Below are 21,389 nucleotides of genomic sequence, written 5' to 3' on the forward strand. Positions count from 1 at the left end.
AGTGCGGTCAGTTTTTGAGGTCGTGTGCGGTGATGGGCGAGCACCCGTGCAGAGCGACGACGGTGCGGAGCGCGATGGTGTGCCGGAGGCGTTCGTCGCCGTACTCGACGGACCTTTCGGCAATCGGCGCACCGGTGGTTGCGTGGTGGACCAGTCCCACCACGCCCCAGGGGAACGGGGCTTTGACCAGGGCCAGGTGGGCACCGGCGCGCAGGCGCGGGCAGTCGGCCAGGGCTTCGAGCGCGCACGCGCGGTGGACCGGCGGAGAGGCCGTCCGCGCGCCTTCGGTGAGCGGGGTCGTCCGTGAGGAGAGGAAGAGGTACCGCTCACCGAACGCGGTGAAGTCCTCGTCCGTGTCCGTGCCGCAGATCTGGCACGAGAGGGTCGCCATCGTTTTGCGCTGTCGGGGGGAGTGGATGCCCGCCAGCTCAGGGCTCCCGATCCCTCTGGCCCGGAGCTGGCGGGTGCACAGGACTCCCCGGTCGCGGTCCGCTCCGGTTTCGTCGGAGTAGCGGAACCCGGAGCCGGGCCCGCTCCCGGGTTGCCACATCAGGTTCCTCAGGTCCGGGGTCTCACCCTCGTACGGTGCGATGTACGGCACCCGGACCCTGCCCGTGGGCGTCTTCACGTAGTACTGGGTGATCACGAAAGGCTCCTCCGTGGGTCCCTGAGCGGTCAGTTGAGGGTGAGCCAGCGCATGGCCGCCACGATTCCGAGTACCTGCGCGGGCACCAGCCACAGCCGGGTGGCCCGCTCGGGCCGGACCAGGAACGTGTAGTACATGCTCGCCACCGCAGTGCTCACGACGGTGAGCAAGCACGAGAGAACGGCGGCGGAAGCCGCCGCGTGGTCCCACGGGCCGTCCGGGCGGATGGTCAGGGCGAGGTACAGGAAGTAGGCCGCGGCCACGTAGAGGATCACCAGGGGCGTGAGCAGTGCCCCGGTCGCGATGGCCAGTGCGCGTGACGGCTGGTCAGGTGAGATCACGGCTGAACGTGCCCTTCGGGGTGCCCCGTGACGGTGCTGCGGGGGTGGACGGCTATCGCGGCGTAGGCCCCGGAGTGGAAGTCGGGGAGCTGCGCGTGCGGGCGGCCGGGGTGGTAGCGGCCGGTGGGGACGAGCCCCGGCGGAAGGAGCGGCCAGGGTTCCAGCAGCGCCCGGATCTGGCCGTGGGTGCGTGGCTGGTACGGGAGTCCGGCGGTGCGCAGGATCTCGGCTGCTGTTCCCATGACCTCCGGGTGGAGGTCGCGGGTGGCGTGGGTGAGGGAGATGGCGCTGCCGGGAGGCAACCACGTCTGTAGGGAGCGGATCACGCGGTCAGCGACGGTGTTGGTCAGGTACGGCGCGACGTCGTGCAGGAGGACTCCGACGGGGCCGTCATTCTCCTTGAGTGCCTCCACGGCGGGATGGGCCAGGACGGCGTCGATGTCGGCCAGGTCGGCGAGGACGCTGGTGTTCTGCCCGGCGCGGCCGGCGGAGCACATGCGGAGGTGGGCTTCGACCATGGGGTCGCGGTCCACCTGGACGACCTTCGTGTCCGGGGCGGCGCTCTGCGCCGAGGCCGCGGTGTCCGGGAGTCCGCGACGGAGTGTCGGGAGGCCGGCGCCCAGGTCGAGGATGGACCGGACACGAAGTTCTCGCACCAACATGCGCACGGTCAGGTGGTTGTGCGTGCTGTTGATCAGGACCGTGGACGAGAACTGGGGCGCGGCGGCGTTCAGCTGGCGTGCCACGTGCTGGTCGGCTTCGTACCAGTCCTTTCCGCCCGCCAGGAGGTTCGAGATTCGCGCGCTGCCGGCTCTGTCCACCCGCATGGTGATCCGCGGCCGGTCCGCGTCGGGGTGGTGGGGCCGGTTCATGCGTCCCAGTTCTTCAGTGCGATGCCCGCGTATGCGCCGGCGAGGTGGGGGGCGTCGGTGCGGTGCGGGTGGTCACGGTGCCATCGGTGGGTGGGGACGAGTCCGGGGGACAGGTGCGACCAGTCCCCGAAGAACGCGGCGATGTCGTCGCGGGAGCGGGGGCGGTAGGTGATGTCGGCGTCCTCATACGTGTCTGCTACTTCGCGCAGGATCGGCGTGAGCTTGGACGGCATGCTGGGCGCCATGTCGGAGGCGTGCGTGATCGAGAGCCAACTGCCACCCGGGGCCCAGTCCCGAAGGACCTGCATGGCCTTCGTGGCGTCCGGATCGGCGATCCACGGCAGGACGTCGTGCATCAGGAGCGCGACGGGACGGCTGAGGTCGAGCCGGCTGGCGATCTGGTCCGATGCCAACAGCGTTTCCATATCGCGCAGGTCGCCCTGGACGAAGCCGACCCCCAAGGTCTCGGTCGCCATACGCCGGTGTGCGATGACTTGGGTGTTGATGTCCACGTAGATCACCTTGGCGCCGGGGCGGACACCCAGGACCGCGTCGTGCACGTCGGGCCGGTGCGGGCGGCGGGTCATTTGCGGATAGCCGCAGCCGAGGTCGAGGAACTGCTCGCAGCTGTGGCCGGCCACCACGGCGGCCACCAGGCTGTTGTGTTCGAGGTTGATGTCCGCGGCGGCTTTGGCCAGGGTGATGTCCTCGACCGGGAGGTCCTGGAACACGGCGCGGTCGCACTGGTAGTGGTCGTCGCCACCGGCCAGGAAGTTGTACAGCCGTGCGCTGGCGGGAATCTTGTGCCAGTCCTTCGGGACACGCCGCACGGGTGTCGCGGGGGCCCACGCCGTTCCGTACGCGGCGCGGTTGTGCTCCCACTCCTCGCGCATGCGGTCCATCTGGGCTTCCTTGTCGTTCAGGTCCACGGGTCAAGCCTCCGGAGAAGGGAGCGGCGCGGGCCGGGGGTCCCTCAGTGCTGCGGCGAGCGCGAGGGCGTCATCGGTGTCCAGCAGGTCGAGGACCAGCTTGTTCCTGCCGTGGACTGGTCGACACGGCCTGCACGTGGGTTCCGACGTCGCGAGAAACGGGCGCTCGGTCTTGGCACGCAGGAGCTTTTCGAACGCGGACGTAAAGCTCTTGTGGTCGGCCCAGTCGTCAAGATCGAGGTCTACCAGCGCCATCGAGTCGCCGCCGAGACGCCGATAGATACGCAAGGCGTCCTGCGGGGTGAACGGGTCGAGCTCGATCACCCGGGTCCGGACCTTCACGGGCTGCTGGACGCCGGCTCCGAGGAGAGCGTGGTGGAGCTGGAGCCCGGCGTTCTGGAGAGCGGTGAGACCGGTCTCCACCAGACGCCCGAGGTTGATGATGTCCCGGGGAGTGGGCAGCTCGACCGAGACCAGCGGGCCGGGGTCGAGCCACGGGGTCTCCACCAGTCTCACCCCGGCGATGATCCCTTCGCGTTGCAGGTTTCCCTGCACGTCGCCCTGCGTCCAGGGCTGGGCGTCCGAGGGCATCAGCCGGAGTTCACAGCCTCCGGGCGGGGCGTTCTGCTCCAACACGAAGTAGCCGCCGCTGAACTTCAGCGCTTCCTCCAGCCCGCGTACGGCGTCGGCGGCGGCCCGCGCCTCAGGCTGCTCGACGGGAGCAGCCATGCGATTCGTCATCCTCTACGTACCTCCGAGATGTTGGTCGGTGTGCCCCGCCCGCCGTCCGGAGCAGCAGTCCGTGTTCCGGACGGCGGGCGGGTGTCGAGCGGCCCCGGCCGGGCACCGCACGGGGATCGGCCGGGGCGCGTTCAGGCGCCACCTCCTGCCTGCGCGGGAGAAGGACGGCCGGTAACGTTTCCGGCGGTTCGTCACTGGCAGGAGGCCCCGGGTGCGTTTCCGCGCACCGGGTAGGTACGCGAGGTCAGACGCCCGCGTTCCGGGTGGGGGCCGGGGTGGGGTACGTGTCGGCGGCGTTCGCCATCAGCCTGTTGAAGGTCGTCAGGCCCCGGTCGCCCTCGGACTCCTTGAACCGCCAGTTCCCGTAGCGCTTCCAGTAAGCGCGGACGTTGGCCCTCTCCATCAACTGCTCGGCGACTTCGACCATCTGCTCGTACGAGAGGTTGCCGGCGAGGAAGTGGGTGCTGGTGGAGCAGATCTGGCGGTTGGCCGACAGGAGGGGGAGGTACTGCTCGACGGTCAGGTCGTCCGGCTTCGACAGCGCGGCCTGGTCGGGGTGGTGGATCAGGTCCGAGAGGTGGAGGTCCTGGAGGTGACCGAGCGCGATGCGCTTGGTCTCCTGGTGGTGCACCTTGTCCTGGAGAAGGCGGACGACGCTGACCACGGTGCTGGCGAGGGTCCCGGCCGCGAGGGTGAGCAGCAGGGCGTTCGAGAGACGCTGGGTCATTGGTGTGTGCCTTTCGGGTGAGGGGTGTGCGGTGCCTGCGCGCGGACGGCATCGTCAGCGCGGAGCAGGGCGTGGACGAGGCGCGCGACGTTCTGCGCGCGTACCGCCATGGCCCGTGGGTGAGCGGGGGACGGTAGGTCGAGCCGGCGGGCCGCCTCCCCCAGGACGGCCCGCGCGGTGGGCACGGCGTGCGAGGTCGGCGGCAGCGTCCGGTAGTCGAAGTCGAGGCGTGCGGCCAGCGTCCGGGCGTGGGACGTGAGGTCGTCGAGCAGCCCCTCCGTGACGTCGAGGGCCGCCAGGTCGGTGCTCGGGCGCGTGAGGTCCCAGGCGAGGACCCGGTCGACGTCTGCGCGTATGCCGTCCACGACCAGCTGGTGAGCGCTGGTGCCGGCTGGCGGCAGCGGGGCAAGGTTGCCGGGTAACGGCGAGGCAGGTGTCAGCACGCCACACCGGCCAGCACCAGCACTTCGCGCACCGCGGCCCCGAGGCAGGCCGTGCGCCATGACCGCGCCGCAACGGTCGGCGGGTCTTCGGCCAGAGCGGTGACCGCCGCCCTCCGCAGAGGGGTGAGCACATCGGGATGGTGCGGATGCTTCTCGGCGGCGAGGGGGATCAGGTGATGCGCGGCGGTGGCAAGAGCCCCGAAGATCTCGGCCTGCTCCCGGGCGAGGGCGAAACTCCGGGTGGCCCACCGAGCCCTGGCTCGGCGGCACATCTCCGCGATGCCGGTTCCACTGAGGTCCGTGTCGGGCAGGACCAGCGGCTTCAACCGCGTGAGCAGGCGACTCAGGTCTGCCGGGGCCAGCACGGGTACGGGCACGGTCGCGAGCACGACCGGCCGCACGCCGTGCCGAACGGCGATGAAGTCCTGCTGGTCCAACAGGCGGAGGGCTCTGGCTACTGCCACGTGGTCGGACACCATGGCCGTGGCCAGCGTTGCCAGCGAGGGCAGCTGGGACATGGGCGGGTACACGCCGGCGCGGATCAAGGTAATCAGCCAGTCGGCAATTTCCCTCGGGCGCTCGGAGGACGTGGACCTGCCGGTGATGTTCATGGTCTCGCCCCTCGGCGTCGTGCTGCGGTCGTGCCCGAGCAGGGACGCCGGTGATGTGGGGGCGGGTGGAGAGGAGGGCTCGCCCGGCTGTGTGGGTGTCGCCGTCATGCGGTTCGCCCGGGCCCCAGGGCGAGCTTGCTGACCTCGCGGACCGCCGCGCCCAGCAACGCGGTGCGCCATACCTGCTCGTACGGGTCCACAGGCCGGTCGGCCAGCGCGGTGACGGCCGCACGCCGCAGAATCGGGAGCACTTCGGGATTGCGCGGGTGTCGCTGTGCGGCGAAAGGGAGCAAATGCTCCGCGGCTGCCGCAAGGCCGAGAAAGACCTGAAGGTGTTTGTCGGGGTCCGGCACGTTGCGCGTGTGCCACCAGTTGTGCGTCAGGCTGCATGCCTTCCGGATGTCGGAAAGGTCGAGGGCGGCGCGGGGTAACTTCATCTCGGCCAGGCGGCTGAGGAGGCTGCGGAGATCCGGCGCACCTGGCAGGTCGGGCGCCCAGGTGACCGTCGGGCGCTGCGTTCCGTCCATGACGATCACAGACTCGTTGGCCAGCAGGCGCAGAGCGCTGGTGACCACAGCGACAGGTGCCACCATGGCCAGAGAGAGTTTCTGCCGCTCCGGCAGGGCCGAGTGCGGCGGGTGGACGCCAGCCCGGATCAACTCGTGGAGCCATCCGGCGATCCGCTCCGTCGCGGCGGGAGCCGGACGGCGAACGGCCACCCGCACATGATCGGCCGATTCGGCGACGGCGCACAGCCCGTCGGACTGCAGATCAGCCAAAGCGAGCCGCACCCGGTCGAGGCGGTGCCGCCCGCACCCCGCGTCAGCCGCTACACGTCCAACACTCAGTAGAGCGCCCGGCAAGTAGGTGCCGCCGACGATGGCCGCGCGAACGGCCTTCCTGATCTCGGACACGCTCGGGCCCGGCGTGACGGTTACGTCGGGCCGGATGGTTTGGGGCATGGGAACTCCTGTCGGGGCTTCGTCTTGGTAGATCCGCCCGGCGCCGGGACGCACGGGTCCCACGTCGGGGGGGCACGGGACCGAGGTCGCCGTGCGCCGGGCGGGGGGGTCGGGCCGCAGGGGGGACAGTGCGGCCCGACGTGCGGGGGCGGGAGGCGAGCGGGGTCACTCGTCATCTCCCAGGAGGTCGAGGACAGCCAGGATCGCCAGGCCGAATCGGCGCAGGTACGGAAGCTGCTGCTCGCCCGGCGCCGGCTGCCTGTGGGCGAAAGACGCCATACGGTGCAGCTCTGCGGTCGGGTATGGGGCGATGCGTTGGGAGGCCGCGTGGAGGAGCGGGCGGACGGACCGGTCGAAGCAGGCGCGGATTCGGGCCGCGTCCGCCCCGGACAAGGCGGCGGGCGAGGAGTGCCGAGACCGTAAGCCGCGGGACGGTCGCCTGCTCGCCGTGGCGGCGGAGGGCGCGTCGTTGAGAATCTCGTCCAGCGCAGTGAGCAGGTCGGCGGCGATCACTTCTTCGACCGGAGGGGTCTCGGCGATCATGGTGGTGATCCTCGACATCACGACCTCGCCTGTGCGGACGGGAGGCGGAACGTAGCCCAGGTGGTCATGCCATCTGCACTGATGCCCCACAAGTCGGACAGGCTCTCGACGAGGAGCAGCCCACGGCCGCTCTCGGACGAATGGGGCGGTGTGAGCACCTGGGCGTGCACGGGGTTCTCCCCGGCAGCCTCGATGAAGAGGTGGTCGCCGCCCATGAGCGTGAGCCGCATGCAGACCGGCCCCTGCCCGTGGATGATGGCGTTGGTGATCAGCTCCGAGACGATCAGCAGCACGGAGTCGACGCATTCCTGGGACGCGTCGCGGCTCTCCAGGAGGGAACGGGCCACGCGGCGTAACCCCTGGAGACGTGCCGGATCGGCGTCGAAGCGCGTCTCGACGAAGAAGTCCCGCTTCCACGCGTGCGGTTCCGGGAGGTTGGCCGCGCCGGGCACGGTGGTACTCACGTGCGCCTCCTGGAAGCAGCCTCCGGGACGATCATCGCGATGAACGCCAGGTGCTCCGCGAACCAGTTGAGCTCGCTCTGGTAATCGGCGGGATGTTCGCTGATCGCCGACGCAGTCAAGACCACAACGCCGTCGACATAGCCACCGCGGACCTGCTGCCGTACCAGGTTCCAACCGGGGCGGGCCTCATCGGACAGGCCATCAATGTCCGTGAACCCACCGTTCGCCGGGACCACCCAGCCCTGTTGCATCGCGAAGTGTGCGAGCGAGGTAAGGGAGTCCGCAGGCCACACCCCTCCGGAGGAGAGGGCGTAACGGCAGACGCGCGGGCTTCGCCCCCGGGCGTGAACTCGCGTGACCACCCGCTGCATCTGCTCCCGCCGGCCCGCCCCTATCGCGAGGTACGGGTCAGGCTGAACACGAACGCGCCACTGGTCGAACCGCTCCGCGAGGGCGCGCTCCTCGTCCATCCAAGAGTGGGATCTACGCATCTGGTGCCTCGGCTTCGATGGGGGATGCCTGGTCCATGCGAGCTGGGTGACTGCCTGACGTCGTCGAGACGCTGCAGGTCACACAGGAGAGGGGCGCGCGCCGTTAAGTGATCAAGGAACGACGCGGCGTCACCTCGCGGGCACTAGAATGCCGTCATCGAGCACGCTCGCGCAACATCGAGGACAGAATTCTCGATTCGAGGGAACAGGCGTCCCATGGCCAACTCTCCCTGGTGACTGTCAGAATGCTCCCCATGAGCACCCCGAAGTCCCCTCCGCCCGTCATGAGGCGTCGCGCCGGAAGCCTGCTGCGCACGTACCGCGAAGCGGCTGGCCTGGCGCCCGGTGCGGCGGCCAAGCTGCTCGGTTGGGACACCACCCGGCAGGGTCGACTCGAACGCGGCATCTACAGGATGAACGCTGACGACGTCCGCGCGATGCTGAGGGTGTGCGGCATCGAGGATGAAGACGCGGTCCGCGAGATTGCCGCAGCCTTCAACGAGGCAGCGGCCAGTGGGTGGTGGGGCCCATACGTCGATCTGATCTCTCGCGCCCTGCTCGACTTCATCATCCTGGAGTCCAAGGCGAAGAGAATTCAGGTCCAGCACCCGGCGATCATCCCCGGCCTCCTACAGTCGACGGGCTACATCCGGGAGGTCTTCCACAGTCCCCTCCACCCGGACAACCGCGACCGTTCGAACATGCTCAGCAGTATCCGTATCGCCCGTCAGGAAGTTCTGCATCGCCCTTCCGGTCGGGCGGAGCTGCACGCCCTCATCTCGGAAACCGCTCTGCTTCACCGCTTCCCGGGCGCTCCCGACGTGATGAGAGATCAACTCCGTAAGCTGGCCGATGATTCGAAGCAGCCCAACATCAAAATCCAGATCGTGCCGGCCGACGTCCCTGCCTACGCTGCCGCCAACCAGGCGATGACCATCATGGGATTCGTCCACCCCTGGCCGGCTGCCATCTCCATCGACAACTCGCTCGGCGGGAACTTCCTGGATGGCCCGGACGCCGTGAACGACCTCTCGGACATGTTCGAGAGGATTGCTGACCTCGCGCTTCCTGAAGATGAATCGCGGGACCTTATCAACACTCACCTGAAGGAAAGGTTCGAATGACCAACAACACCGCTCTCGGTCCACCTGCCGGTCTGACCTGGCGAAAGAGTTCCTACAGCGGCGGGGAGCAGGGACAGTGCGTGGAGATCGCCGAGGGGACCGACGCCGTCTACGTTCGCGACTCCAAGAATCCCGGAGGCGCCGCGCTTGCCTTCAGGGCAGCTAAGTTCACGGCGTTTACGCGGTTCGCCGCGTCCTCTGCTGTCTGAGTCACTGAGCTCAAAAGGCTGGCTCCCCCCCACGACCAGTGAGGGGGGAAGCCAGCCTTTTGCACAGAACTACCCGAGGGCTGGTGAGCGTACTCCCTTGCGATCGCCCGTAGGAAGCGCCGAAGTGCAGGACGTCATCGGGGCCAGTGCTATCGCGCCGGCCGCAGAACCGCAGCGCGGAGATCTCGTACCCCCGGGGTGCGGGGATGCTGCTCGGCCAGGCCGATGACGATGCTCCGGATCGCGGCCCGGTCCCGGACTTCCCCGGGGCTGGCGCGGAACGCGGTCAACAAACTCTGAGCTGTCTGCTCGGGTCGCTGCCACGCCCACCAGGCCCTCGCCATATCCGTGCCCATCCGCGCCCGTCGCTCGGCGGTCGGAAAGTGCTCAGGCCGCAGGTTCTTGCCGGCCTCCAGCGCTGCCCCTGCATCGCCGAGAGCCCAGTGGACACCGACTGCGTACAGGTCGACTGCGGCCGGGGTGATCCCGAAAAGGCGGCCGGACGGGGCGCTCGCCGGGAGCCGACGGGCGGCGCGCCGTGCTTCCTCGGTCATTGCCAGGGCGTCCGCGCGGTGGCCGCCGCGGGCGGCGGTGTACGCCAGGGTGCACAGCATCTGTGCGTACGCGGACTTCGACGCGTCGGTCCGCAGTCCCGTCGCCTCCACGTCGGCCGCGGCCGTGGTCAAGAGCGTCTGGGCTTCGGCGGTTCGATCCTGGTGGCGCAGGACGATCGCGAGTTCCCGAGCGGCGGCTGCCGAGGCGAGCGGCGAGCCGGAGACTTCGGCCCACGTGCGGGCGCGGTCGGCGGTGAGCCGGGCCTGATCGTAGGAGCCGACCTTGCTCAGTACCGATGAGGCCAGGCTGTAGACCGCGGAGAGCCGGGCCTGATCAAGGGTGCGGCGCGAAGACGCAGCGGCGTGGCCGTCACCGATGAGGCCGGGCAGCTCGGCGAGGAGGCGGCTGTGAGCGCCACGGTCGAACAGGCCCCGCGCGGCGGCGATTCGTCCGTCCAGGCGCCCACTGCTCGTTGGGGACGGGGTGGTGGCCAGGGCCTCGTCCATCCCCAGCAACATGGTGGTCGGCCCGGCGACCACCGAGGCAGCGAGCAGCGTACGGCGGCGCATCGGGTCCTCCTCGACGTGGAGACTGGCCGTCACTCTAGTGGCCGTCGAGGCATTCGAGGCGGGAGGCGCCAGCGAATGCACCAAGATGTGTCGCGGGACCCCGACTTCGAGCGCAGCACGGTGCACAAGTGCTAGGTCGACGACACGTTTGCTCCGCTCCAGCCGCGACACGGTCGCCGCCGAGCAACCGAGCCGGGCTCCGAGTGCCACGAGCGTCCATTCGTGGTTTTCGCGCCCGAGCCGGATGAGCGCGCCGGGGCGCCTCTGTTCGGCTAACTCGCGAGCCTGAGCGCTGTTCCATGGGTCGCCTGACACAAGGCCCCCTCCCACGCCGCACAAACGGGGCCCTCACCGTACGGCTACGCAGCCGTACCGTCGAGCATGCTTGCGTAGCGTGCAAAGGCCCTTGCGAAACAGGCCAGTTGCTCGTTACGCGGGGACTCTTCGTCCAGCAGCCCGCAACGGAATCCCACTCTCGCGGAACACCCGGCAACGTCACTCACGCCTCGCGAATGCTTCCGCCACAGGGGTCAGCCGTCGGCACCCACCACTGGGCACAGGGTCGGCAGTCCTTGAACGCCTAGACTGGCCGCACGCTTGGCCCACGACGGCTACGAATCGCGGATCGACCGCCTAGTAGGACAGCTCGTCCGAAGCCGGTTCTGTCAATGGCTGGGGCGAGAACTGCATCGTGGTGCGATCGGCATATGAGAGACGCGCATCTGACGTGGATCGCGCCGCAGCTTCACCAGCGCCAAGGCTCCCCTCCGCACGCAACGCAAACTCGGCTCGGAGTCCAGCTTCGCGGTGGGCAGCGCCACCCGCAGTGCTCCGCTTCGTGACGGCCTCCGTCCGAAGCCTCGCAGCGTCACCGTGGTCCTTCTCCCTGGCCCGTCGCTGAGACACGGCGTGTTCCTGCGCCGGCACACCCGCTTCCCTCAGCACAGCTTCATGCTCGTTGACCGGTCCGGCCTGCCGGGTGGCTTCCTGGAGCCGTCTGGCCGTCTGCTCCAGCTCCTGAACCGTCTCCTCACGGACCCGAAGGAGTGCTTCCCGGTCCGCCTCGACCGCAGCACGCTCGTCGCCGCGGAAGGTCGCCCGTCCGAAACGACCCGTCGCGGCCAGCTGCTGTTCAAGGCCCTCGATACGGGCCACCGTGCCGTTCAGTCGAGCGGTGCATTCCGCGATCGTGGCGTCCAACGCTCGAACTTCGCGGATGAACACTGCCCGTTCGGCGACATGCTGACGGTGACGTTCGAGCCCGAGCGATTTGGGACCTGTACCGGCAGCGGCCCTCTGTTCGGCACGATCGGCGTCGGCTTCCGCTTGATCGGCCGCCGTCGTTGTGGCGCGGGCAGCGATGGCGGCCTTGCGCATGGCGTCGCGCAGTGCCGAGTTACCGAGGTGGGCGTATGGACGGTCAGCTGTCGGCGTGGCGTTCGCGGGTGTGGCCGATGCCATGGTCTGCTCGGCGTCCGCCGGTGCGGGACGGTCCTCTTGCTCCGGAGCCTCTACGCAAGTGTCTGCGTCGTGGGGCTGATCGACCCTGGGGGCGCGCGGGATCGGGATGTCCGCTACAACCTGACGGACGTGGGCGGGGACCGCGTCCTTCGGGAGTTCAGTGAGGACCATGCGTTCCTCGGTGCCGGTCTCGATCTCGCGGATGAGGCCCGCGACGGCGCGGTCAAGCTGTTCCTGTTCGGTGAGTGCGTCGCCGTGCCGGGCGCGGTCAGCGTCGGTCTCGTAGACGGAGAGCGGCAGGAAGAGGTGGGACTCCATCTTGTCGCGGCTCATCATCGTGTAAAGGGCGTTCGCCTGGGCGCCGGGTCCGTAGACCAGAGCCTCTTGGACGGTGAGTCCCTGCGACTTGTGGCCGGTGATCGCGTATCCGAGGCTGAGCCCGCCCTGTGCGATGTAGTCGGCGTCCACCCATTCGGCAACGGCGCGATGGCCGTCCTCGGTCTTCTCCCGCCACTCGACCAGCAGCCGGCGGTCCTCGTCCACGGCTCGCACGAGTCCGCGGAAACCATTCAGGACGTCTTCGCTCGCGCCTCGGCTCTTCTTGCCTCGGTAGTCGTTGACCCGTAGGAGGACCTGGTCGCCGACGGACAGGGTCAGCTCGCCGCCACCGGGCAGCGCGTAGACGTGCTCGGGGCCGGTGAGATCGCCGTTCTCCTTCCGCAGTGCGCGGGCGCCGGTGTTCAGCTCTTCCACGATCTCGTTGGTGGCGGCGAGCATGAGGAGCTGCTGCACGGCGGTGTGGTCGTCGGTGTGCGCGGCCCGCTTGTCGGCCCAGACGGTGAGCATCGCGGCGAGGGTGGTGTCCTTGTCCGCGAGAGCGTGCACGCGGCCGGTTCCGGCGAAGGTACGGAGCGATTCCACGCGGTTGTCGTCGCGCCACAGTTCGAGGGCCCGGCGTTCGACCATGTCCTTCTGGCGGAAGTTCTGGCTGAGGGTGAGTCCGCCCACGAGGTGGTGCACGGCGGCGAAGCTGCCGCCGATGCCGGGCGAGTGGAGCTGCTTGGGGTCGCCGATGCCGACGACCTTCGTGCCGGTTTTCGCGGCGTGGGTGAGGAGTCCGGCGATGTCGCGGTCATCGCACATCGCGGCTTCGTCCACGACCAACACGTCCACGCCGGTGAGGCCGGGGCCTCCGGCGCGGATGCCAGTGAGCCACGACGCCAGGGTGCGGGACTCGATGCCCGCCTCAGCCTTCAGGTTCGCGGCAGCGACGGCGGCCGTGCTCGCCCCGGCGACGACGAGACCGTGCGCTTCCCATGCCTGGCGCGCGGTGGCCATGATCGTGGTCTTGCCTGCCCCCGCGATGCCCACCACGGCGTCAATTCCGTGTCCGGCCGTAAGTAGCCGGTCGAGAACGGCAACCTGTTCGCCGGAGAACGCGAAGCTGCCACCGTGCTGAGCCTCGACGGTGGACAGCGTCATCTCGACCGTGCCGCTGCTGACGACGGCGACCTGAGTCCCGAGCCGGTTCGTGGCCTCGGAGACGATCAGCGCTTCGGCCGCCACGACATCCGCCGTGGTGTACCGGTCGGCGTGCGCAAAGTGCTGGGCGCCCCCCTTCGGGTTGAGCTGGACCGCGTATCCGGCGTGCCGGAGTACGGAGTTGGTGAGCTGTTCGGCTTCGGCGGCGTCCGCGACGCCGTACGGGAGGGCGTCAAGCACGGCGGAGATGGCGGCGGCGTGCGTGAACTCCTTGGCGTGCGCAGTCAGGCCGGTCTTGGGGTCGAAGACCTGGGCGCACAGCTCGTCCAGAGTGGGGTTCTGGTCCGCTCGGTCCCGTTCCATCGCGCTGGCTGCGATGGCGTCGGGGTCGTCTCCAGCCGCGCGACCCTCGGCCTGCCAGTAGGCACGGAGAACATCGTCCCCGACCCCGGCGGCCTCGCCGTTCTTCGCGGCCTTGGACGCGGTGGAAGCGGCGGTGCGCTCGCGGGTCGTGGCGCTGTCGTAGTCGATGCCGAGTTTCGTCAGCAGGTCCCGGACCTGGCTGTCGCGCTTGCTGAACAGCCGGATCGTGGCCTCGGGGATCGCTGCGATCTCCCACGCGCCAGTCCGCTCCTCGCGGCGGAAGCTGATGCCGAACGTGTCGGTCAACTCCCGGCGAATGCGGGCATTCATGAGGGACTGGGTCGCCCGGGTGTGCCGGTGGAGGTCGCGGCCTCCGCTGGCCATCGTGGACCACTTACCGTCGGTGCCCTTGACCATGTTCGCGAGGGTGAAGTGCAGGTGGAAGTGGGGGTCTCCGTACGGGGCGCCATCGACGGGGCGGGCGGCGCGGTGGACCATCATCCAGCCGGAGAACCCGCTCGTCTTCACGGTCTCGGCTTCTTCGCCGTCGCCGTGGTGGCCGCGCATGGCGTACGCGGTCCACCGCTCCAGCGCACCGATGGACTCCCGGCCGGCGGCCGTGTAGATGCCCTCGACCTGGGCGGCGATCTCCTCGGGCGCGTACGCGAGGAACGCGGACTTCGACTTCGACAAGTCCAGGGTCACGTCCGCGCCGCGATTGCCGACTTGCACGCGACCTTCGAGGAGCGCGGCCTTGATCTCCTCGGCGTCCCACACGTCCTCGGGCGTGAGCCCCGCGGCCCTGGCCATCGAGACGGCCTCGCGGACGTCCATCGGCAGATCCCGAAGACGGCGTGCGCCTTCGCCCTCGGTCTGCACGTACCGACGCTTCATCGACGCGGCGTCGAACAGGTCGGCGGGCTGTTGTCCAGACTCGGCGGCGCGGGCCTCGACCGCGCGCAGAAGCGCGCGGGCGTCCAGTCGGCCGCCCGCTTCGGCGGTGACCGCCTTCTCCACCACGTCCTCGCCGTAGAGGCCGGCCGCATCGATCCCGACCGCGTCGGCGAGCTTCAACACCGTTGAGACGGGGACGCGGTGCGACTCTCCGAACCGCCGGATCTGGTTCTCCATCCGGCGGAAGGCGTCCTGCTTGCGCTTGGAGTCGAGCAGGGAAACCGGGTTCACGCTGCGCTCGGCGGCGGTACGGCGGATGGCGCGGGCCAGCGGGGCGGCGGGGAGCTTGGCGGCCTGCGCGATGGCCAACTTGGGGTCCACGAGGGTCTGCCCGGTCCGGGGGTCTTCCCCGAGCATCAGGCGCCGGGCAGCCGGGAACTGCTCCGGGGCGAGCACGCTGCCGGGCACGATGCCGAACTCGCTCAGCCCGCCACCGATCCAGACCAGGGGCCGTTCGCTGGCGTCCAGGTGGTAGTCCACCTGTCCGTCCGCGCTCCGGGCGGGGAGCGCGTGTTCGCCGTAGAGGTCGCGGGCGTCGAGCCCGGCTGCGGCAGCGACTTCGACGGCGTCGAACCCGGTGAACCGAGCAGCGCCCTTGCTGCGGACGGCTCCGCGGGCGCGGAAGAAAGCGCGCTTGGCCTCACGGTTCGCAAGCAGGGAGGCGACGGGGACACCGGCGACCGCAGCCTTGGCCTCGATGGCGGCGATAAGGGGTTCGGCGTCGACCGCGACGGACTTCCCGCATCCGTGGCCGCCGGTAAGGCGGTACTCAACCTGCTCGTCGGACGGGCCGATCATGGTCACCCATCCCATCGGCCCGCTCACCCCCCGCCTTCGACCGGTCAGATTCGGTCATCTTGGCTGATTGTATCGTCACGGAGTGACGATACCTTGGTCCTCTGATTCTGAGATCGCTGCGCGCGGGGACGGGGATCTCAAGATCCAATGTCCTGTGACTTCGGAGGCTGCGGATTGAAGTTGTACATTGCGGGGGATCTTGCGGGTCGAAGAGTTACCTTGCGGTGACGGGTGGGGTTAGGCAGACGTGGTCCGTACGTTAGAGGTCATGCCCGGCGGTTCTGCCGGGCCGTCGGCGTCTGGGTTCGAGGTCGCGTACGTCGCCCCGGACGGGATGGAGTTACGGCGCCCGCTACCAGAGGTGTGGGCCGTGCCGTTCGAGCACGCCCTTCCCGTGCGGGCCTTCGCGTCGTACCGCCGGCAGCGGAACCTGCCGGGCCTGTGGTGGTCGGCGACGACGGGCGGGCACGTCGGCTACGAGTCCTGGCTGGAGCGCGACCAGGTCATGCTGCTGGACTTCGACCCGGCGGTGGTGGGGATCTCCTCGCAGCCGTTCTGGCTGTTCTGGTCGGCGGCGAACGGGCGGCCGGTCTCGCACGCGCCGGACTACTTCGCCCGCCGCGACGACGGGACGGCCGTGGTCGTCGACTGCCGCCCGGCCGAACGCCGCGGCCCGCGGGACGTGGCGAAGTTCGAGACGACGGCGGCAGCCTGCGCCGAGGTGGGATGGGAGTTCCGGCTGCTGGGCGCCCCGGATGCCGTCGTGGTCCGCAACGTCCGGTGGCTGGCGGGCTACCGGCACCCCCGGCACGGCGTGGAGCCGGCCGCCTCGCGGCTGCGGGAGGTGTTCGCCGAGCCGCTGCCGCTGATGGTCGGGGCCGCGACGGCGGGTGAGCCGCTGGCGGTGCTGCCGGTGCTGTTCCACCTGCTGTGGTCGCACGAGCTGACGGTGGATGTGTCGGTGCCGCTGCACGGCGGTTCGCTGGTCTCGCCGGGGACGGGCCGGTGACCGCGGGCGGGGGCTCGGTGCTGCGGCCGGGCGACTGGGTGACCTTCGACAGCGATGAGCATCAGGTGGTGGCCCTGGCCGGGACGGCGGTGCGGCTGCGGTCCGCTGCCGGGGCGGAATCGGTGGTGCTGGCCTCGTTTCTGATGGCTGCGCCGGACTTCGCTGTTACCGGCGCCGAGCCGCTGCCGGAGCTGGAGCCGTTCGGTCTGCTGGAGACGCTGCCGGACGCGGCGCGAGCGGCGGCGGTCGAGTGGCAGCGGCATGTGGTGGAGGTGGAGACCGGGCTGCCGCCCGGCGCCGAGCCGGGAACACCCGCGCGGCCGGAGTACGACCCGGCGACGCGGTCGCTGACCGAGCGGATGCAGGCGAAGGCGGCCGAGCTGGACGTGAGCCTGCGGACGGTGGAGGGCAAGCGGTCGCGCTACCTTAAGCAGGGCCTTTGGGGGCTGGTGGATCAGCGCACGACGCGGCGGTGGGAGGCGACTGGCCGGGCGGATGCCCGGCTGGTGGCGGCGATCCGCGAGGTGCTCGACAGCGAGACGAACGTCTCGACCGGCACCCGCTCGCGGCTGATCCGCCGCGTGATCAAAACGGTGGAGGCCGCGCACGGCGAAGGGGTGGTGCCGTTGCCGAGCACGCGCACCCTCTACAAGCTCATCGACACGCTCGCCACGGGGCGGCACGCCTTCGGCTCGGCGGTCACGCGGCGGCAGACGGCGAACCGGCCGACGGGGCCGTTCACACCGACGTTCGCCGACCGACCCGGGGAACAGGTGCAGATCGACTCCACCCCGCTCGATGTGATGGTGATCCTGGACTCGGGGGTGACCGCGCGGGCGGATCTAACCATCGCGGTCGATGTCGCTACCCGCACGATCTGCGCGGCGGTGCTGCGGCCGGTGGGCACCAAGGCGGTGGACGCCTCGCTGCTGCTGGCGCGGATGCTGGTCCCGGAACCGATGCGGCCGGGCTGGTCTGCAAGCTTGCGGATGGCGGCCTCGCGGATGCCGCACCGGCAGCTGCTCGGCATCGACGCGCGGATGGAGCAGGCTGCCGCGAAGCCGGTGATCGTGCCGGACACCGTGGTCATCGACGGCGGAAAGGTGTTCATCTCCGACACCTTCCTGCGGGCCTGCGAACGGCTGGGCATCTCCGTCCAGCGGGCGCGTCCGCGCACGCCGACGGACAAGGCGATCGTGGAGGCGACGTTCTCCGCGATCAACACGCTGTTTGGCCAGCACCTGGCCGGCTACACCGGCCGGGACGTCACCCGCCGCGGCGAGCGCGTCGAGCAGGCCGCCGTCTGGACGATCCCCGAACTTCAGGGCCTGCTGGAGGAGTGGCTGCTGGCCGGGTGGCAGATGAGGCCGCACGACGCCCTGCGCGACCCGTTCCGGCCGGGGAAGGCGATGTCGCCGAACGACAAGTACGCCTCCCTGGTCGCGGCGGCCGGCTACCTGCCCCTGGTGCTGCGCGGGGAGGACTACCTGGAGCTGCTACCGGTGGCCTGGCGGGCGATCAACGACTATGGCATCCGCATCGGCTACCGCACCTACGACGCACCGGAGCTGGGGCCGTGGCGGCGCCAGCACTCAGGCCACGCGGCCAAGCGGGGCCTGTGGGAGGTGCACTACGACCCCTACGACCTGACCCGCGTCTTCGTCCGCACCACCGGCGGCTGGATCACCGCGCCTTGGGCCCACCTGCCGCTGGTGAACGCCCCCTTCGCGGACTTCACCTGGGACCACGCCCGGCGCCTGGCCGCCGCGGCCGGCCTGGACGACGCGAACGAGGCCGACGTCGCGCGCGTCCTGGACGCGCTGCTGACCCGGGCCGAGCACGGACCGGACCTGCGCTCCGCGCGGGTCATCGGCCGCACCCGCACCGCCGCCGCCCTCCCCTCGCCCGGGACGGCACCCGAGACCGAGAACACGCCCGACTCCGCGGCGGCCTCCCCGTCCGCGGAGGTGGTGCCCTTCGGAGTCTTCGACGCCCACGCCGAAGCCGAAAGGTGGCTATGAGCACACCCACGACTGCAGCGCCGCAGCCGGAGACCGGCGAGCAGGCGCCGCCGGACTCCCCACTGACCACCAAGGAGGGCTGGCGCCGCTACGTCGAGCACGAGACCGTCCCGCCGAAGCTGCTGCCCGCCGCCGAGCGGGCCTCGCTGACCGCGCGGGAGCGAGACCGGATGGACGACCGGCGGCGGGAGTATCACGCGGACCTGCCGCTGGTGAACACCCCGACGATCCGGAAGGTGATCTCCACCGCCCGGCTGCTGATCCAGCTCAACCGCCACCAGGTCTCCGCCCGCCGCGGTGTGATCCTCTCCGGCGCCTCCGGCACGGGCAAGACGACCGCGCTCACCCAGCTGGGCCGCGCGCACGAGCTGGCCACTCGCAAGCGGCACCCGCACGAGCGGTCCCGGCTGCCGGTCGTCTATGTGACCGTCCCGCCCGCGGCCACACCGAAAATGCTCGCGATGGAATTCGCCCGGTTCTTCGGGCTGACCTTCCCGGCCCGGGCCACCCACATCGATGTCGTCGACGCAGTTTGCGCCACCGCCGCGCACATCCACGTCGACCTGGTCCTGGTGGACGAGTTGCACAACCTCAACCTCGGCTCCCGGGCCGGGGCGGAAGCCGCCGACCAGTTGAAGTACTTTGCCGAGCGGCTGCCTGCCACGTTCGGCTACGCGGGCATCGACATCGAGAGCCGGGGGCTGTTCGCCGGCACGCGGGGACGGCAGATCGCCGGGCGGTTCGTCGTCATCCCCGCCGCCCCGTTCCCCTATGCCACCACCGCGGACAAGGACGCGTGGAGGGGCCTGGTCGGCACGCTGGAATCCATGCTCCGCCTGCACGAGCACGCGCCGGGCACGCTGAGTGCGATGAGCGACTACCTCTTCCACCGCACCGGCGGCATGATCGGCAGCCTGTCGCAGCTCGTCCGCGGCGCCGCCGTGCTGGCCATCGAGGACGGCAGCGAGGCCATCACCCAAGCGCTGCTGGGAATTGTCCCGATCGACTTCGCCGCCGAGCAGTCCGAACGGCTCACCGCTCCGGCCAAGTCGACGGGGCGTCGGAGGCACGTGGCCTGATGCTGCGTACGCTGCCCGACCCTGTTCCGCCCGCCCGGCATGAGATCCCCCTGTCCTACGTCAGCCGCCTGGCCACCCTGCACGGCCTGGACATCCACGGCCTGTGGTTGCAGGTCACCGAGCCCGCCTATCCGGGGGCCGGGCGCCGCATCGTCGTTCCCGAACGACTCGCCGCACTGACCGGACGCAGCGTCCACGCCCTGGCCGGAGCGATGCCGGAACTGCGCGACCCGCTATCGAATTGGGAGATGTTCCGTCACCAGCCGCAGACCGGCTGCCACCTCTGCGACGCCCGCCATCCCGGCGGCCGGGTGGTCCGGCTCCTGCCTCACCACACCTACGTCTGCCTGCGGCACGGCACCTGGATCGGCCCGCCCGACATCGACCATGGCGCCGTCGATCTCGCCCGGCTCCCGGACATCATCGACGCACAGCGGCGCCACCTGCTCGTGCTGCGGCGTTACGGCTGGGCCGCCACCTACGACGCGGTGCTGACCGGCCTCATGATCTGCGCGCACATCTGGTCCGCGGACGGGCGCCCGTCGCCCTTCGGCTCCTGGGACACCTGGGACGACCGACTCGACATCCTGATCCCCTTCGACCGGGAGAAGCAGGACTACGTCGACTACAGCACCTCGCGGCTGTTCGCCGCGGTCTATCCCGAAGCCGTCGCCCTGGCCCCGCTGATTGCCTCGTCTCACTGGCGACGGCTGGCCGGCGGCACCGAGGCCGAGCAGGCCCGGTTCTTCGCGGAGGTCGCGGGCCGCGTCACCTACCCCTACAGCCCGCCAGGCCGCAGCGGCGACGCCGTCGCGCACTGGGCGCTCGCCGACTCCTGGCGGCCACCGAGTCGGCCCCTGGCCACCTACACACCCGGCCGCGTCCGCGGCACCCTCCCCGGCATCGCAGCGAACCGACGCGCCCGCCACGAGAAGAGCGCGATGTGGTTCAGCCGCAGCCGCCGGGATCAGGGCCGCACCCTCCTATTCCACGGCCACCTCAAACCGGTCCTCCTCCGTGACGGCGAACCTCAGTACGTGAAGTGGGAAGGCACCATCTGGCACAGCACACGCACTGATGACCAGATGGTGGAATCGGCCGCGAAACTGCGCGCCGCAGCCTCGAAGGAACAGACTCTCGCCTGCCACACCAGCGGTCGGTGTGACCGTGCATGGTGCCTGGAGCGGGGGCCTCGGGCGGGCGGGGCCGAGGCCAGATGTCCCAGTGGATCAGGCCCTGGACGATGACGTCGGCGAGGTGCAGACGTAGGGCATCGGTCCGGGTGAGGGTGCCGCCGCAGCCGAGAGGCGCCGGTTTCAGTAGCCGATGGTGAAACGGGACCGCTGGTGTGCCGGCTTTTCGAGTTCGTCGACCAGGGCGATGGCGTAGTCCTCGAAGGAGATCCGGCTGTTGCCCTGCTCGTCCTGGATGAGGGCGTCCTTGCCCAGCCGGAAGGTGCCGGTGCGCGCGCCGGGTTCGATCAGCAGGGGCGGGCTGAAGTAGGTCCAGTTGATGTCGGAGGCGCACAGGGCGGCGAACGCCTTCATGTGGGAGCGGGCGATGGGGGCCCAGGCTTCGGGCCAGTGGCCGGAGTCGAGGACCGTGACGCCGGGCGAGTACTCCAGCGAACCGGCACCGCCCACCACGATCAGGCGGGGTGCGTCCGCCTGCCGTACGGCGGCGATCAGACGCTCGGTGACGCCGACCAGCTGATCGGTGTCGTCGAGCGGCGCCCCGTAGGCACTCACGACGGCGTCCGCGCCGGCGACGACCTGGGCAATACGGTCGGTGCTGCTCAGGTCGTCGCGAACCGTCTTCACGGTGTCAGCGAGGCCGGCGGGCAGCTTCTCCGGGTGGCGGACTGCGGCCGTCACCTGATGTCCGCGGCTGATGAGTTCCTGGAGGATGGCGCTTCCGGCCCGGCCGGTCGCGGCGTAGAGAACGATGTTCATGATGACCTTGTCACGTACTGATCGGGGAGTTTGCGGGGCGGGT

21 protein-coding genes are annotated in these 21,389 nt (G+C 69.9%); 6 read left to right on the top strand and 15 right to left on the bottom strand.

Translation table 11 applies throughout. The features are described 5' to 3' along the window. Nucleotides 1-7: 7 nt before the first annotated feature. The 12 genes from ACWCWD_RS22680 to ACWCWD_RS22735 all read right to left on the bottom strand — a co-directional run bounded on the left by ACWCWD_RS22680 (nt 8) and on the right by ACWCWD_RS22735 (nt 7,749). Nucleotides 8-646: a hypothetical protein gene (locus ACWCWD_RS22680; protein ID WP_450774943.1), complete on the bottom strand. Its 639-nt coding sequence runs from the start codon at nt 644-646 to the stop codon at nt 8-10. Nucleotides 647-675: 29 nt separating this feature from the next. After that, the gene (locus ACWCWD_RS22685; protein ID WP_450774945.1) at nt 676-987 is read right to left on the bottom strand and encodes a hypothetical protein; all 312 of its coding nucleotides are present in this window, start codon (nt 985-987) and stop codon (nt 676-678) included. Further along, a complete protein-coding gene (locus ACWCWD_RS22690; RefSeq protein ID WP_450774947.1) occupies nt 984-1,859 on the bottom strand; it encodes an SAM-dependent methyltransferase in 876 nt (291 codons plus the stop codon). Before ACWCWD_RS22690 ends, ACWCWD_RS22685 begins: the two co-directional genes overlap by 4 nt. Continuing rightward, entirely contained in the window at nt 1,856-2,788 is a 933-nt protein-coding gene (locus ACWCWD_RS22695; protein WP_450774949.1) for an SAM-dependent methyltransferase, read from the bottom strand. Before ACWCWD_RS22695 ends, ACWCWD_RS22690 begins: the two co-directional genes overlap by 4 nt. Before the next feature lie 3 nt (nt 2,789-2,791). Continuing rightward, entirely contained in the window at nt 2,792-3,517 is a 726-nt protein-coding gene (locus tag ACWCWD_RS22700) for a hypothetical protein (protein WP_450774951.1), read from the bottom strand. A gap of 256 nt (nt 3,518-3,773) precedes the next feature. Then, nucleotides 3,774-4,256: a DUF6082 family protein gene (locus tag ACWCWD_RS22705; protein WP_450774953.1), complete on the bottom strand. Its 483-nt coding sequence runs from the start codon at nt 4,254-4,256 to the stop codon at nt 3,774-3,776. Then, nucleotides 4,253-4,621, bottom strand: a complete 369-nt coding sequence (locus ACWCWD_RS22710; protein WP_450774955.1) for a DUF6415 family natural product biosynthesis protein — start codon at nt 4,619-4,621, stop codon at nt 4,253-4,255. Before ACWCWD_RS22710 ends, ACWCWD_RS22705 begins: the two co-directional genes overlap by 4 nt. A 71-nt stretch (nt 4,622-4,692) precedes the next feature. Then, nucleotides 4,693-5,310 (bottom strand): GntR family transcriptional regulator, encoded by a 618-nt coding sequence (locus ACWCWD_RS22715; RefSeq protein WP_450774957.1) that lies wholly within the window; start codon nt 5,308-5,310, stop codon nt 4,693-4,695. Nucleotides 5,311-5,414: 104 nt separating this feature from the next. After that, the gene (locus ACWCWD_RS22720) at nt 5,415-6,272 is read right to left on the bottom strand and encodes a hypothetical protein (RefSeq protein WP_450774959.1); all 858 of its coding nucleotides are present in this window, start codon (nt 6,270-6,272) and stop codon (nt 5,415-5,417) included. A gap of 165 nt (nt 6,273-6,437) precedes the next feature. After that, complete coding sequence (locus ACWCWD_RS22725) at nt 6,438-6,815, bottom strand: hypothetical protein (protein WP_450774961.1); 378 nt, start codon at nt 6,813-6,815, stop codon at nt 6,438-6,440. A gap of 17 nt (nt 6,816-6,832) precedes the next feature. After that, nucleotides 6,833-7,279 (bottom strand): ATP-binding protein, encoded by a 447-nt coding sequence (locus ACWCWD_RS22730; protein WP_450774963.1) that lies wholly within the window; start codon nt 7,277-7,279, stop codon nt 6,833-6,835. Then, a complete protein-coding gene (locus ACWCWD_RS22735) occupies nt 7,276-7,749 on the bottom strand; it encodes a hypothetical protein (RefSeq protein ID WP_450774965.1) in 474 nt (157 codons plus the stop codon). The genes ACWCWD_RS22730 and ACWCWD_RS22735 overlap by 4 nt, the downstream gene beginning before the upstream one ends. A gap of 275 nt (nt 7,750-8,024) precedes the next feature. On the opposite strand from ACWCWD_RS22735, the gene ACWCWD_RS22740 reads away from it, so the two are divergent. Beyond that, a complete protein-coding gene (locus ACWCWD_RS22740; RefSeq protein WP_450774967.1) occupies nt 8,025-8,894 on the top strand; it encodes a DUF5753 domain-containing protein in 870 nt (289 codons plus the stop codon). Then, a complete protein-coding gene (locus ACWCWD_RS22745; protein WP_450774969.1) occupies nt 8,891-9,103 on the top strand; it encodes a DUF397 domain-containing protein in 213 nt (70 codons plus the stop codon). The genes ACWCWD_RS22740 and ACWCWD_RS22745 overlap by 4 nt, the downstream gene beginning before the upstream one ends. A 149-nt stretch (nt 9,104-9,252) precedes the next feature. Here the strand turns inward: ACWCWD_RS22745 and ACWCWD_RS22750 are convergent, their stop codons facing one another. Continuing rightward, nucleotides 9,253-10,542, bottom strand: coding sequence for a helix-turn-helix domain-containing protein (locus tag ACWCWD_RS22750; RefSeq protein ID WP_450774971.1), 1,290 nt, complete (start codon nt 10,540-10,542; stop codon nt 9,253-9,255). Between the two features lie 318 nt (nt 10,543-10,860). Continuing rightward, complete coding sequence (mobF, locus tag ACWCWD_RS22755; protein ID WP_450774973.1) at nt 10,861-15,300, bottom strand: MobF family relaxase; 4,440 nt, start codon at nt 15,298-15,300, stop codon at nt 10,861-10,863. Nucleotides 15,301-15,553: 253 nt separating this feature from the next. Between mobF and ACWCWD_RS22760 the strand changes: the two genes are divergently transcribed. The 4 genes from ACWCWD_RS22760 to ACWCWD_RS22775 are packed head-to-tail and all read left to right on the top strand — an operon-like array spanning nt 15,554 to nt 20,641. Continuing rightward, nucleotides 15,554-16,294, top strand: coding sequence for a TnsA-like heteromeric transposase endonuclease subunit (locus tag ACWCWD_RS22760; protein ID WP_450774975.1), 741 nt, complete (start codon nt 15,554-15,556; stop codon nt 16,292-16,294). Then, nucleotides 16,291-18,315, top strand: a complete 2,025-nt coding sequence (locus ACWCWD_RS22765; RefSeq protein WP_450774977.1) for a Mu transposase C-terminal domain-containing protein — start codon at nt 16,291-16,293, stop codon at nt 18,313-18,315. The genes ACWCWD_RS22760 and ACWCWD_RS22765 overlap by 4 nt, the downstream gene beginning before the upstream one ends. After that, the gene (locus ACWCWD_RS22770) at nt 18,312-19,394 is read left to right on the top strand and encodes a TniB family NTP-binding protein (protein ID WP_450774979.1); all 1,083 of its coding nucleotides are present in this window, start codon (nt 18,312-18,314) and stop codon (nt 19,392-19,394) included. The genes ACWCWD_RS22765 and ACWCWD_RS22770 overlap by 4 nt, the downstream gene beginning before the upstream one ends. Next, nucleotides 19,394-20,641, top strand: coding sequence for a hypothetical protein (locus ACWCWD_RS22775; RefSeq protein WP_450774981.1), 1,248 nt, complete (start codon nt 19,394-19,396; stop codon nt 20,639-20,641). The genes ACWCWD_RS22770 and ACWCWD_RS22775 overlap by 1 nt, the downstream gene beginning before the upstream one ends. A 69-nt stretch (nt 20,642-20,710) precedes the next feature. On the opposite strand, the gene ACWCWD_RS22780 is transcribed toward ACWCWD_RS22775, so the two are convergent. Further along, nucleotides 20,711-21,346 carry an NAD(P)-dependent oxidoreductase gene (locus tag ACWCWD_RS22780; protein ID WP_450774983.1) on the bottom strand — a complete coding sequence of 212 codons (636 nt, stop codon included), beginning with the start codon at nt 21,344-21,346 and terminating at the stop codon, nt 20,711-20,713. Nucleotides 21,347-21,389: the final 43 nt, after the last annotated feature.

Source organism: Streptomyces sp. NPDC001493, assembly GCF_053597235.1.

What these genes read in the sequence shown, in the direction of transcription:
- ACWCWD_RS22770 (WP_450774979.1), top strand. Translation starts at nt 18,312, where the DNA reads ATGAGCACACCCACGACTGCAGCGCCGCAGCCGGAGACCGGCGAGCAG.
- ACWCWD_RS22760 (WP_450774975.1), top strand. Translation starts at nt 15,554, where the DNA reads ATGCCCGGCGGTTCTGCCGGGCCGTCGGCGTCTGGGTTCGAGGTCGCG.
- ACWCWD_RS22705 (WP_450774953.1), bottom strand. Translation starts at nt 4,256, where the DNA reads ATGACCCAGCGTCTCTCGAACGCCCTGCTGCTCACCCTCGCGGCCGGG.
- ACWCWD_RS22740 (WP_450774967.1), top strand. Translation starts at nt 8,025, where the DNA reads ATGAGCACCCCGAAGTCCCCTCCGCCCGTCATGAGGCGTCGCGCCGGA.
- ACWCWD_RS22700 (WP_450774951.1), bottom strand. Translation starts at nt 3,517, where the DNA reads ATGGCTGCTCCCGTCGAGCAGCCTGAGGCGCGGGCCGCCGCCGACGCC.
- ACWCWD_RS22725 (WP_450774961.1), bottom strand. Translation starts at nt 6,815, where the DNA reads ATGATCGCCGAGACCCCTCCGGTCGAAGAAGTGATCGCCGCCGACCTG.
- ACWCWD_RS22745 (WP_450774969.1), top strand. Translation starts at nt 8,891, where the DNA reads ATGACCAACAACACCGCTCTCGGTCCACCTGCCGGTCTGACCTGGCGA.
- mobF (WP_450774973.1), bottom strand. Translation starts at nt 15,300, where the DNA reads ATGGGATGGGTGACCATGATCGGCCCGTCCGACGAGCAGGTTGAGTAC.
- ACWCWD_RS22735 (WP_450774965.1), bottom strand. Translation starts at nt 7,749, where the DNA reads ATGGACGAGGAGCGCGCCCTCGCGGAGCGGTTCGACCAGTGGCGCGTT.
- ACWCWD_RS22775 (WP_450774981.1), top strand. Translation starts at nt 19,394, where the DNA reads ATGCTGCGTACGCTGCCCGACCCTGTTCCGCCCGCCCGGCATGAGATC.
- ACWCWD_RS22780 (WP_450774983.1), bottom strand. Translation starts at nt 21,346, where the DNA reads ATGAACATCGTTCTCTACGCCGCGACCGGCCGGGCCGGAAGCGCCATC.
- ACWCWD_RS22720 (WP_450774959.1), bottom strand. Translation starts at nt 6,272, where the DNA reads ATGCCCCAAACCATCCGGCCCGACGTAACCGTCACGCCGGGCCCGAGC.
- ACWCWD_RS22715 (WP_450774957.1), bottom strand. Translation starts at nt 5,310, where the DNA reads ATGAACATCACCGGCAGGTCCACGTCCTCCGAGCGCCCGAGGGAAATT.
- ACWCWD_RS22690 (WP_450774947.1), bottom strand. Translation starts at nt 1,859, where the DNA reads ATGAACCGGCCCCACCACCCCGACGCGGACCGGCCGCGGATCACCATG.